The 12,390-nt window shown below is 63.8% G+C and carries 12 protein-coding genes; 2 read left to right on the forward strand and 10 right to left on the reverse strand.

Annotated elements, in window-relative coordinates; all coding sequences use genetic code 11:
- Window positions 1–162 precede the first annotated feature (162 nt).
- Entirely contained in the window at window positions 163–297 is a 135-nt protein-coding gene (locus IVB12_RS38170; protein WP_256466435.1) for a hypothetical protein, read from the reverse strand.
- Between the two features lie 6 nt (window positions 298–303).
- On the reverse strand, window positions 304–840 hold the full coding sequence (locus IVB12_RS13905) for a L,D-transpeptidase family protein (RefSeq protein ID WP_247299718.1): 537 nt from the start codon (window positions 838–840) through the stop codon (window positions 304–306).
- Window positions 841–1,074: 234 nt separating this feature from the next.
- Here IVB12_RS13905 and IVB12_RS13910 point away from each other — a divergent pair, with 234 nt between their 5' ends.
- Window positions 1,075–1,761: a response regulator transcription factor gene (locus tag IVB12_RS13910; protein ID WP_007598630.1), complete on the forward strand. Its 687-nt coding sequence runs from the start codon at window positions 1,075–1,077 to the stop codon at window positions 1,759–1,761.
- A gap of 56 nt (window positions 1,762–1,817) precedes the next feature.
- The gene (locus tag IVB12_RS13915) at window positions 1,818–2,261 is read left to right on the forward strand and encodes a cyclic nucleotide-binding domain-containing protein (protein WP_247279964.1); all 444 of its coding nucleotides are present in this window, start codon (window positions 1,818–1,820) and stop codon (window positions 2,259–2,261) included.
- A gap of 125 nt (window positions 2,262–2,386) precedes the next feature.
- Here IVB12_RS13915 and xth read toward each other — a convergent pair whose 3' ends face one another.
- From xth to IVB12_RS13955, 8 genes are all read right to left on the reverse strand, one after another.
- Window positions 2,387–3,202, reverse strand: coding sequence for an exodeoxyribonuclease III (gene xth, locus IVB12_RS13920; protein WP_247299720.1), 816 nt, complete (start codon window positions 3,200–3,202; stop codon window positions 2,387–2,389).
- 220 nt (window positions 3,203–3,422) lie between these two features.
- Window positions 3,423–4,178 (reverse strand): outer membrane lipoprotein carrier protein LolA, encoded by a 756-nt coding sequence (locus tag IVB12_RS13925; RefSeq protein ID WP_247300056.1) that lies wholly within the window; start codon window positions 4,176–4,178, stop codon window positions 3,423–3,425.
- Window positions 4,179–4,331: 153 nt separating this feature from the next.
- Window positions 4,332–6,806: a DNA translocase FtsK gene (locus IVB12_RS13930; RefSeq protein WP_247299723.1), complete on the reverse strand. Its 2,475-nt coding sequence runs from the start codon at window positions 6,804–6,806 to the stop codon at window positions 4,332–4,334.
- Window positions 6,807–6,815: 9 nt separating this feature from the next.
- Window positions 6,816–8,030, reverse strand: a complete 1,215-nt coding sequence (locus tag IVB12_RS13935) for an aminotransferase class I/II-fold pyridoxal phosphate-dependent enzyme (protein WP_247279967.1) — start codon at window positions 8,028–8,030, stop codon at window positions 6,816–6,818.
- Between the two features lie 438 nt (window positions 8,031–8,468).
- Window positions 8,469–9,917 carry an ammonium transporter gene (locus IVB12_RS13940; RefSeq protein WP_247299725.1) on the reverse strand — a complete coding sequence of 483 codons (1,449 nt, stop codon included), beginning with the start codon at window positions 9,915–9,917 and terminating at the stop codon, window positions 8,469–8,471.
- Between the two features lie 38 nt (window positions 9,918–9,955).
- The gene (locus IVB12_RS13945) at window positions 9,956–10,294 is read right to left on the reverse strand and encodes a P-II family nitrogen regulator (protein ID WP_247279969.1); all 339 of its coding nucleotides are present in this window, start codon (window positions 10,292–10,294) and stop codon (window positions 9,956–9,958) included.
- A gap of 307 nt (window positions 10,295–10,601) precedes the next feature.
- The gene (locus IVB12_RS13950) at window positions 10,602–11,903 is read right to left on the reverse strand and encodes an ammonium transporter (protein WP_247299727.1); all 1,302 of its coding nucleotides are present in this window, start codon (window positions 11,901–11,903) and stop codon (window positions 10,602–10,604) included.
- Window positions 11,904–12,037: 134 nt separating this feature from the next.
- A complete protein-coding gene (locus IVB12_RS13955; RefSeq protein WP_028176997.1) occupies window positions 12,038–12,376 on the reverse strand; it encodes a P-II family nitrogen regulator in 339 nt (112 codons plus the stop codon).
- Window positions 12,377–12,390 lie beyond the last annotated feature (14 nt).

Genomic DNA, 12,390 nt, shown 5'->3' on the forward strand with positions numbered 1-12,390 from the left:
CCGAAAGATCCCACGGTCGGGACGAAGAGCTGGCCTGCAATCGAACAAAGAGCTGATCATAAATCTTGACACACCAAACCCCCATGTGAGCAATCCAGATTGTCTCTGCAGAAAGATTCTTGATTGCTTCGCTTCGCGCAATGACGGCGGAAGGGGCCGCACCTAAGCGAACCCCACCGACACCTTGCCCAGCACGCCGAAATCCACTGCAAAATGATCGCGGGCCTCGATCGGCGGCGGTGGATGCACGGGCCCGTGGTCACCACCTCCCTGCCCGATCTGATCCTCATCGAGCATGCGTCGTCACCCGATGATGATTTTTGTTCTTGGTCCCAATCGTCGCAGCAATTGCAGCATCGCAGATTTCGTCATGGCGACGCAGCCTGCGGTCGGGCCGAAATTGTCGCGGGCGAGGTGCAAGAACACCGCGCTGCCGCGGCCGGCGATGCGCGGCCTGGTGTTGTGGTCGATCTCGATGATGAAATCATAGAGATGGTCGGTCCGCTTGAGCCGGTCACCGCCCTGCCCTTCGCCGAGCCGGATACCCTGGTTGTAATGACGGTCTTTGGGGTCCTCGCACCAGGCGTCCTCGCCGGTGATGATCCGGGCCGGCAAGAACGTCTGCGGACGGCTGTGCCGATCGCCCCGCCACCACAGCCGCCTGGGACGGAAGCTGCCTTTCGGGGTGCCGCCGTCGCCCTCGCGCTTGTTGGCGAGGATGCCGCCGCGTCCGAGCGCCACCGGTATCGTCAGTGCTCCGGCCGTCAGCCAGCCGCGGCGGGGATTGCCGGCGGCAGGCCTAACGCGGATCGCGGACAGCGGCCCGGCACTTCGGTTCATGGTGTAACTAGCTGACGCAGCTTTGTTTTTCATGTGAACATGCGGTTTCGAATTCATTACAGGACATTCATCAAAACGCCCTGCTATTCTGGGTTAGAGTGGTTCTGGCTTGTGAATCGGTAACAGCCCACTACTTCAACACGAACAACAATAACAACGGCGACCCCTAACTTTCCCTCGCGGCTGGGTGCGGCTTGGATGCGCGCCGAGCCGGACCCAAAAGGATGATCCCCTATGGCCAATGCCCGCAAGATCCTGATCGTGGATGACGATACCGATCTGCGCGATACGTTGGTGGAGCAATTATCGCTGCACGAAGAATTCGAAGCGTCCGCCGTCGACACCGGCGCCAAGGGCGCAAGCGCCGCAAAGGCCAATGCTCCCGATCTCGTTCTGATGGATGTCGGCCTGCCCGATACCGATGGTCGCGAGGTGGTCCGCTCCTTACGCAAGGGCGGCTTCAAGGCCCCGATCATCATGCTGACCGGCCACGACACCGATTCCGACACCATTTTGGGGCTGGAATCCGGCGCCAATGATTATGTGGCAAAGCCCTTCCGCTTCGCCGTGCTGCTCGCCCGCATCCGCGCTCAGCTTCGCCAGCACGAGGCCAGCGAGGACGCGGTGTTCTCGGTCGGCCCCTACTCTTTCCGCCCCGGCTCGAAGATGCTGACGGCAGCGAACGCGCGCAAGGTCCGCCTTACCGAGAAGGAGACCGCCATCCTCCGCTTCCTCTACCGGGCCGGCCAGATGCCGGTGTCGCGCGAGACGCTGCTCCAGGAGGTCTGGGGTTATAATTCCGGCGTCACCACCCACACGCTGGAAACCCACATCTACCGCCTTCGCCAGAAGATCGAGAAGGACGCCGCCAACCCGGAAATCCTGGTCACGGAAGCCGGTGGCTACAAGCTGGTGCCGTGATACGCTTCAGGGGCCTGCGAATCGTTAGATCGCGTGCCCTTGAGCCTCGGACCTGAATGTCAATCGACGACGATGTAGCGCTTCTCGAGCGTGTCCCGACACTGCGCCTGTTGGGAGACGCCTCGTTGCGCATGCTGGCGATCGGCTCCGAGCAGCGCAACTTCGTCCGCGGCGACGTCCTGTTCAATCTCGGCGACGATGCCGACGCCGGCTTCGTAGTCCAGCGCGGCGCCTTCCGGGTCGATGACGGCGCCGGTGCCGAAATGATCGCCGGTCCCGGCGCCCTGATCGGCGAGCTCGCGCTGGTGGTGCCGATGAAGCGGCCGTCGACCGCGGTCGCGCTGGAGCACGCCTCCGTCATCCGCATCGCGCGCAGCCTGTTCCAGCGCGTGCTCGAAAGCGACCCCGCCGCCGCGGTTCGCCTGCGCGACGAATTCGCAGTCCGCTCCAGCCAGATCGCCAGCGATATTTTGATGGCCGGTGCGAAGCTGACGTCGTAGCTCGGTCTTTCCGCTCGTCATTCCGGGGCGCGCGTAGCGCGAGCCCGGAATCCATCGAGCCGCAGAGATAGTGGGTGAATGGATTCCGGGTTCGCGACTTCGTCGCGCCCCGGAATGACGGGAGATCAAACCTCCAGGGTCACCGTCACCGGGACATGGTCCGACGGCCGCTCCCAGCTCCGCGCATCGCGAAGGATCTTGAAATCCTGAACCGCATCCTTCAGCGCGCGCGAGACCCAGATGTGGTCGAGCCGGCGGCCGCGATCGCCGACGGTCCAGTCGGGGGAGCGATAGCTCCACCACGTATAGACCTTCTCCGACATCGGGATGCGCTCGCGCGCGACATCGATCCATTCGCCGGCTGCCAGCGCCGCCTTCAGCTTCTCGGTTTCGATCGGTGTGTGCGAAACCACTTTCAGAAGCTGCTTGTGCGACCAGACGTCGTTCTCGTGCGGAGCGACGTTGAGGTCGCCGACCAGGATGTGGCGGTCCTGCCCTCGCGGATGCAGCGGCTCGCAGGCTGTCATCTCGTCGAGGAAGCGCAGCTTGTGGTCGAACTTCTCGTTCAGCGCGGGATCGGGAATGTCGCCGCCGGCGGGCACGTAGAAATTATGCACGATCAGCGGCTGTGCGATGTTGGCCTTGCCGCCGAACGACACCGAGATGTGGCGGGAATCCAGCTTGTCGCAGAAGGTCCGGATGTCTTTCGACTCGAACGGAATCTTCGAGACGATGGCGACGCCATGATAGCCCTTCTGCCCATTCAGCGCGACGTGCTCATATCCCAGCCGCTTGAAACGCTTGAGCGGAAAGGCGTCGTCGATGCATTTGGTCTCCTGCAGGCACAGTACGTCCGGCCGCGCGCTCTTGAGGAATTTCGCGACCAGATCGATGCGTAGCCGCACCGAATTGATGTTCCAGGTTGTCAGGGAAAAACGCATGGGACGTGCGTCTTAGCAAGCTCTCGCAGGATCGGCAAAGGCGCAGAGCGACGTGCTCACCGTCTTTTCGAGCTTGGAAATGCGAGGTCTCGAAGCACGGCCAAAGCAACTTGTCCGCTGCAGCGCGAAGAGCGAAGCGCGCCCACCATGCCGACCGCGAGGAAAGAGATGGTGGGCACGGCGCAAGGGCACCTTCGCTCACCCTACGGCAATAGAACGTTCAACCTGGCGATGGGCCGTAATTGGTGAAATCGATCTTGAACATGTTGGGATCGAGCTTCTTGCTCGAATCCAGATTGTAGACCGCGATCGTGGTGTCGTAGCCCTGCGGATCGGTGACGGTCCATTGCTTCAACTGACCGTCCTTGGCGCCAAACATCAAGAGGAGGCGGCTGGTGCCAACCAGCGCCTGCTTCTCCTCAATGGTAACGCTGATGAAGACGTCGTCGGCCGATACGTTGACGACGTTGGTGTCCCTCATCAGGTCGATGCGATCGGAGAGCAGGAAACGCAGCGGTGTCTGCGACAGCGGATAGACATCCTGGGTTGCGAGCTTGCGATCACGCACCACCAGCGACGACCCGTCAGCGACGATGTCGATCGGGCTCGGCGCATCATATTCGAAGCGGACCTTGCCCGGCTTCTGGATGTAGAAATCGCCCTGCGTCTTGCTGCCGTCGGGGCCGACCTGAACGAAATTCCCGACCAGCGTCTGAAGCGAGGACAGATAGGCGCTGACCTTGGCGGCTTGTGCCTTCTGGTTGGCGTCGAAGGTCTGGAAGATGCTGCTCGGCACGTTGCGGCGCGGATCCGGGATGACGGGATTCGGTGGCGTCTGCGTCGCACCGGTGACAGCCGGCCCGCCCGCGGCGGCGCCGCCGTCACGTCCCTTCGGCGCGGGCTTCGGCACAGGCACAGTCTGCGCCAGCGACGCTGCGGTCACCATCGCGGCGCTCACTAGAAGCACGCCGGCCACACGCGCGCTACGCGCAGCGATGGTGGCAGCGAATCGAATGTCCGTATGTCTGATCAACGCGTCGTCCTAACGTGGCTGGGCGCCTTCTTAGCGTGATTTCGGCCAAAAGCAGATATCGATTCTGCGTGAAATGATGTCTCGAGGCCCCTTGCCTCACATATGGCTGTCTTCTTCCTCGACCAGGATCTCACGCTTGCCGGCATGGTTGGCGGGCCCGACGATGCCTTCCAGTTCCATGCGCTCCATCAGCGATGCAGCGCGGTTATAGCCGATTTGCAGGCGGCGCTGGATGTAGCTGGTCGAGGCCTTGCGGTCACGTTTGACGATGGCAACGGCCTGCGCAAATAAATCGCCGCCGCCGTCGGCACCCATGCCCGTGGCGTCGAACACCGCGCCATCCTCGTCCTCGGTGGGCTCTTCGGCCGTGACCGCTTCGAGATATTCGGGCTGGCCCTGCGTCTTGAGGTGACGCACCACCTTCTCGACCTCCTCGTCGGAGGCAAACGGTCCGTGCACGCGGCTGATGCGCCCGCCGCCGGCCATGTAGAGCATGTCGCCCTGGCCGAGCAGCTGCTCGGCGCCCATCTCGCCGAGGATGGTGCGGCTGTCGATCTTGGACGTCACCTGGAAAGCGATGCGGGTCGGGAAGTTCGCCTTGATGGTGCCGGTGATGACGTCGACCGACGGACGCTGCGTGGCGAGGATCACGTGCAAGCCGGCGGCGCGCGCCATCTGCGCCAGACGCTGCACCGCGCCTTCGATGTCTTTGCCGGCGACCATCATCAGGTCGGCCATTTCGTCGACGATGATGACGATGTAGGGCAGCGGGTCGAGCGAGAGCTTCTCTTCCTCGTAGATCGCCTTCCCGGTCTCCTTGTCGAAGCCGGTATGCACCGTGCGCGTCGGCTCCTCGCCCTTGGCCTTCAATTCGAGCAGGCGCGTGTTGTAGCCGTCGATGTTGCGCACACCGAGCTTGGCCATGTTCTTGTAGCGCTCTTCCATCTCGCGCACGGCCCATTTCAGCGCAACCACCGCCTTCTTCGGGTCGGTCACGACAGGCGTGAGCAGATGGGGGATGCCGTCATAGACGGAGAGTTCGAGCATCTTCGGATCGACCATGATCAGCCGGCACTGGTCGGGGCGCAGCCTATAGACCAGGCTGAGGATCATGGTGTTGATGGCGACCGATTTGCCGGAGCCGGTGGTACCGGCGATCAGCATGTGCGGCGTGCGCGCGAGGTCGATGATGACGGGATCGCCGCCGATGGTCTTGCCGAGGCAGAGCGGCAGCTTTGCAACCGTGTCGGTCGCCTCTTTCGCCACCAGCAGTTCGCGCAGATAAACTTTTTCCCGGTGCGCGTTCGGCAGCTCGATGCCGATCGCGTTACGGCCGGGCACGACCGCGACGCGGGCGGATAGCGCGCTCATCGAGCGCGCGATGTCGTCGGCAAGCCCGATCACGCGCGACGACTTGATGCCGGGCGCCGGCTCCAGCTCGTACAGTGTGACGACGGGACCCGGATTGGCCTTCACGATCTCGCCGCGCACGCCGAAATCCTGGAGCACGCCTTCGAGGGAGCGGGAGTTGGTTTCAAGCTCGGCCTTGCTGAGCGGCTGGCGGTCGCCGGCCTTTGGCGCGGCCAGCATGGAGACGGACGGAAGATCGAACTTGTCGGAGGATTTCTTGGCAGGAGTCTTCGGCGCAGCCTTCTTGCGCGGCGCGCGCGCGGCGGGCTCCTCCTCTTCCTCCTCGTCTTCCTCTTCTTCGTACTCGTCCGCGTGGTCCTCGTCTTCGGACTGCGGTGTGATCGAGGGCGCGGCGCGGCCGCCGCCGAGATTGGGCTCCTGACGACTGAACGCAACGGCCTTGGTCTTCGGCCCGCTCGAGACCAGCGAGCGGTAAGCGGCACCGAGCAGCCAGATCAGTCGCGCCTTGGTGCTCATCAAGGCGTGGAACAGCCAGCCCAGCGACACCGAGCCGCGATCGCTCTCCTCGTCTGCGTCGAGCGGTTTGTCCTCGTTTTCGATCTCCGCGAGCTCGTCGTCATGCTCGCGTGCGCCGAGACCGCAGGCGATCAGGAAGGTCGCCGTCATCGCGGCGAACAGGATCGTGCCGAGCAAGATGCGATAGATCGTGCCCGCCGGCCCGAAGATCACTGCGGGTGCCCGCATCAGGGCGTCGCCGACCACGCCGCCAAGGCCGGTCGGCAGCGGCCAGGCGCCGCCATGCGGCCAGCAGCTGACGAAGCCCGCCGCGATCACCGTGCAGAGGATCCAGGAGCCGAGCCGCAGCGCTTCGCGGTCGAATGGCCGATGCGTCATCATGCGCCAGCCCCAAACCGCGACGGTCAGGACCAGCATGATCGCGCCGAGCCCGAGGATCTGCATTGCGAGATCGGCGCCGATCGCGCCGGCATAGCCGAGGATGTTGCGGATCGGCCGTGAGGTGGCGTGGCTGAGGCTGGGATCCTGCACTGACCAGGTCATCAGCGCCGCCGACGCGACGCCCGACAGCGCGACCAGGCCGAGGCCGGTGAGCTCGCGCAGGCGCCGCGCCAACCCCTCGCGGATCGAGGGCGGCAGATGGCCGACCAGTGGAATGACACGTTCGATTGCCGACATGCTCATGGGCCCCGCCTAACCCAGAGTCTCGACCAGGCGGTGCAGCGCCTGCGCCGTGGTCTCGCCATCCTGCACCAGCGCGAGGCGAATGTAGCCTGCCCCGGGATTGAAGCCGTCGGGCTGGAGCCGCGCCAGGTAGCTGCCGGGCACCACGCGCACGCCTGCTTCCTTGAAGAGTCTCAGCGTCACGGACACGTCGTCGCCGATCGCGGACGTGTCGAGCCAGACGCAGAAGCCGGCATCGGGCCGGCGGTAGCCGTAACGATTGCCGATGATCTGGTCGGCGAGATCGAACTTGATCCGGTAGAGCCTGCGGTTCTCCTCGACATGCGTTTCGTCGCCGTAAGCAACGGTCGCGACATGCTGGAGCGGCACCGGCACTTGTGGCGCCGCGATGTTGCGCAGCTCCAGGAACATGCCGATGAACTTCTTGTCACCGGCGGCAAAACCGACACGCAGGCCCGGAAGGTTGGAGCGCTTCGAGAGCGACTGGAACGCGACCACGCGGGTGAAATCGGGGCCGGCGCATTCGAGCGCGCTGCCCGGTGCCTCGCGGGTGTAGATTTCCGAATAGCACTCGTCGCTGAGAATGACGAAGCCGTGGCGATCGGCGAGTTGCTTCAACCGCTTGAAATAATCGGGTGTAGCGACCGAGCCCTGCGGATTGGCGGGCGAGGCCAGATAGAACGCCACCGTGCGCGCCAGCGTCGCCTCATCGATGGCATCGAGATCGGGCAGGAAGCCGTTGTCGACGGTGGTCGGGAGATAGACCGGCTCGCAAGCTGCTGCGAGGGCGCCGGCGCCATAGACCGGATAGAACGGGTTCGGCATCAGGACGGCGGGCTTGCCCGGGCGCGGGCCGACATAGCGCGCGGCCGCGATCGCGGCGAGGAACAGCCCCTCGCGGCTGCCGTTGAGGACGAGAATCTCGCTCTCGGGGTCGAGCGCCCGGGGCAGGTTGAAACGCGACGACAGCCAGGCGCCGGCGGCTTTGCGGAACGGGTCGGTGCCCTTGTTCATGGGATACCGGCCGAAATCGGCGATGTGCTTGGCCAGCACTGGGCCGACGAAATCAGGCACCGGATGCTGGGGCTCCCCAACCGCAAGCGTAATCAAGGGCTTACCCGGCTGATGCGGGGCCAAGAGCTCATTCAGCCGGACGAAGGGCGAGCGTTCGGTCTCGGAGCTTCCACCGGTCTGCGGCGCACGGGATGAAGCGGTCATAGCCATTCTGGGCGCCAGCACTCTTGGAACAGCCGGTCGCGCGAAGGCACCGGCGGGAAGCGGTTCAGTTCACCATAGATAGGGCGAGGTTAAGACGCGATTAACCATCGGCCGCCGCCTCCGTCCAGAGCGGGAATAATGAGGCGGGATGACGGCGGGATCCATGGCGCTTTTGTCGAGGTCCTCGCTTCTCGTCGCTGACGGTGCTTGATCGTGCTCTTCCCGGGAACGTCGATGTTTCGGCGACGTCATGGCCGGACAAGCCCCGCCAAAACGAGCTTCGCCACAATCGCGCAATTGCAATCTTTTCCTTCGGCACTCCAGATCAAAAGAAAGGGGCTCCAGCTTGCGCTGGAGCCCCTCAACGGTCAGGGCATTGCCGGGTATGTGCCCGAACCGTAGGTCTGGTCGCGGTTCCCAAGGAGATCGCGACTGGGAGGAGAGTTACATGTTGTAGGCGCGCTCGGTATGCTCGGTGATGTCGAGGCCTTCACGTTCGCTCTCGACATTGGTGCGGAGACCAACGATCACATCGACGACCTTGTAGAGGATCGCCGAACCGATGCCCGACCACACCAGCGTGGTGCAGACGCCCCAGAGCTGGGCGATCATCTGCGACGCGAAATCGTAGTCGCCGACCTTCGGCGGGATCGCGGTGTAGTCCATGATGCCGGCACCACCCAGCGCGGGGTTGACGAGGATGCCGGTGCCGATCGCGCCGACGATGCCGCCGACGCAGTGCACGCCGAACACGTCGAGTGAGTCGTCATAGCCCAGCGCGTTCTTCACGGCGGTGCAGAAGAACAGGCAGACTACGCCGACCACGAGGCCGAGAACGATCGCACCCATCACGCCGGAGTAGCCGGCCGCAGGCGTGACCGCCACGAGGCCCGCGACAGCGCCGGAGATGACGCCGAGCACCGAGGGATGACCCTTAATGATCCACTCCGCGAACATCCACGACAGCGCGGCGGCTGCGGTGGCGACGAAGGAGTTGGTCATGGCGAGCGCAGCGCCGCCGTTGGCCTCGAGGTTGGACCCGGCGTTGAAGCCGAACCAGCCGACCCAGAGCAGCGAGGCACCGATCATCGACATGGTCAGCGAGTGCGGAGCCATCAGCTCCTTGCCATAGCCGACGCGCTTGCCGATCAGCAGAGCGCCGACGAGACCCGCGATGCCGGCGTTGATGTGCACCACGGTGCCGCCCGCGAAGTCGATCGCGCCCTTCTTGAAGATCCAGCCGGCGTCGGCATTGATCTCGTCGAGCTTGGCCTGCGCCGCGGTCTTGGCTGCCGCGTCAGTGGCAGCAGCGAGCGCCTTGGCCGCATCCTGAATCATGTCCGGGCCGGGCCAGTACCAGACCATGTGCGCGATCGGGAAGTAGATCAGCGTGACCCAAAGCGGGATGAAGAGCGCGATCGCCGCGAACTTCATGCGCTCGGCGAAGGCGCCGACGATGAGGGCGGGCGTGATCGCCGCGAAGGTCATCTGGAAGCAGACATAGATGAGCTCCGAGATGTTGGCGTCGACCGAGAAGGTTGCGGCCTTGGTATCGGTGGTCACGCCCATCATGAAGGCCTTGGAGAAGCCGCCGATGAAGTCGGAACCTCCGGTGAAGGTGAGGCTGTAGCCGTAGACGGCCCAGATCACGGTGACGACGCAGACGGTGTAGAACACCTGCATCAGAACCGAGAGCATGTTCTTGGAACGGACGAGGCCGCCGTAGAACAGCGCGAGGCCGGGGATCGTCATCAACAGCACCAGCACTGTCGATGTCAGCATCCAGGCGTTGTCTCCCTTGTTGACCGTTGGCTCGGCATAGGCTGCGGTCGCAGCGAACAGGCCGACTGCGAGAGCCGCCAATCCCGCGCCATAGGGACGCTTAAACGTCATTTTATTCACTCCTGATTGGATAAAGGTTGAGCGCGAAATCAAAGCGCCGCGGCGTCGGCCTCGCCGGTGCGGATGCGCACCGCATGGTCGAGGTTGATGACGAAGATCTTGCCGTCGCCGATCTGGCCGGTTTTCGCGGCAGACGTGATGGCGTCGACGGTCTTGTCGACCTGGTCGGAGGCGATAGCGACCTCGATCTTGATCTTGGGCAGGAAGCTCACGGCATATTCGGCGCCGCGGTAGATTTCCGTATGGCCCTTCTGGCGGCCATATCCCTTGACTTCCGTCACCGTGAGACCGTGAACGCCGATGGCGGTCAGGGCGTCACGGACTTCTTCCAGCTTGAATGGCTTGATAATCGCCATAACAATTTTCATGGGTCCTATCCCCGCTTTGGCCCGGTCCGGACATGGCCGGGCGTTCTCGACTGGTTCGCCACGAGGGAGAAGTTCACTACGCGGGCACAGCCGGGACCCTAGAATCAAATGCCGTGCCAGATCAGGCGCGTTGCCTAATAGATTATGAAAACGGGTGTTTTCGCGCTTGGCGCGTGCTGCTGCGCAGTGCGCTATTACGTCGCGCTCAAAACGTGGTCACGACTGCCCAAAAGGCGGGCAGGACAGGCTGTCGACACAATGTTGCTCATGCCTCGGGCAGCGGAAAGGTAATTTCGTAGCGCAAGGCTTATTGCAGGGCCTCGCCGTGCTGCGAAATGTCCAGGCCTTCGAGTTCGTGCTCACGGGATACGCGCAACGGCACGAACAGGCCGACCAGCTTGAGCAGGATGAAGCTCACGCCCGCCGACCACACGAAGGTGACGGCGACGCCATAGAACTGGATCAACAATTGCTGCGGATGGCCCTCGATCAGGCCGGCGGTGCCGCCGATGGCGCTGGTTGCGAACACGCCGCCAAGCAGGGTGCCGGTCAGGCCGCCCATGCCATGGACGCCGAACACGTCGAGCGAATCGTCATAGTTGAAGCGGTGCTTCAGCCAGGTGCAGGCCCAGTAGCAAACCGCACCGGCGGTGATGCCGATGACAATGCCGTGCCAGGGCGCCACGAATCCGGAGGCCGGCGTGATGGTGCCGAGCCCCGCGACCGCGCCGGAGATCATGCCGAGCACCGAGGGCTTGCGTCGCGTCGACCATTCGATCGCGCCCCAGGTCAGGGCGCCGGCGCAGGCGGCGAGATGCGTTGCGATGATCGCCATCACCGCGCGCGAATTGGCCGCGCCCGCCGAGCCGCCGTTGAAGCCGAACCAGCCGACCCACAACAGGCCGGTGCCCATCACCGCGAGCGAGAGATCGAACGGCGAAAGATTCTCGGTGCCGTAACCGTGACGGCGCCCCATCACCATCGCGGCGACAAGGCCGCCGGTGCCGGCCGACAGATGCACCACGAGGCCGCCGGCGAAATCCAACACGCCCATACTGGCGAGGAAGCCGCCGCCCCACACCCAATGCGCCAGCGGAATGTAGACGAAGATGAACCAGGCGACGGAGAACAAGAGATAGGCGGAGAACCGCATGCGATCGGCGACCGAGCCCGCAACCAGCGCCACCGTGATGATCGCAAACGTCATCTGGTAGAGCATGAACAGCGATTCCGGGATCGTCTTGGCCGCCGGATTGACGCTGTCCATGGTCATGCCCGCAAGGAACCAGCGGTCGAGCGTGCCGATCCACGGACCGTCGCCGACGAAGCACAGCGAGTAGCCGAACGCGACCCAGAGAATCGAGATCAGCGTCACTGCGGCGAGGCTCTGCGCCATGGTGGCAAGCACGTTCTTCTTCCGCACCATGCCGGAGTAGAACAGCGCAAGTCCCGGGATCGTCATCATCAGCACCAGCGCGGTGGCGACGATCATCCAGGCGGTGTCGGCGGTGTTGATATCGGAGCCCGCGGCGTGCGCCGGCCAGGCAATGATCGACAAAAGTCCGATCGGCACAGCCAAACAAGCTGCGCGGCGCAACAATCCCGCCATGTCGTTTCCCCCAGCATGGTGATGACGTCGCACGCTGTGGCCTCGTTGCCCGGTGCGATCGACGAAGACATATCAGCGCGTTTTCGGGCGAAGCGGATTCCGGCTCGCCTCAAGACAACGCGTCAAACCAGAATCTAGAGCGCGTCGCTGTCGGTTTCGCCGGTGCGGATACGCAGCGCGTGGTCGATCGGCGTGACGAAGATCTTGCCGTCACCGATCTGGCCGGTGCGCGCGGTCGCGGTGATCACGCTGACCGCCTTGTCGGCGACGTCGGATGCGACCGCGATCTCGATGCGCAGTTTGGGCAGGAAGTTCACGACATATTCGGCGCCGCGATAGATCTCGGTGTGGCCCTTCTGGCGGCCATAGCCCTTCACCTCGGTCACGGTCATGCCGTGGACGCCGATCGCCGTGAGGGCCTGGCGGACCTCATCGAGCTTGAAGGGTTTGATGATCGCGACGACGAGTTTCATGGTCAGGCCTATTC

The organism is Bradyrhizobium sp. 179, from assembly GCF_023073535.1.
Classification (GTDB): Bacteria; Pseudomonadota; Alphaproteobacteria; order Rhizobiales; family Xanthobacteraceae; genus Bradyrhizobium.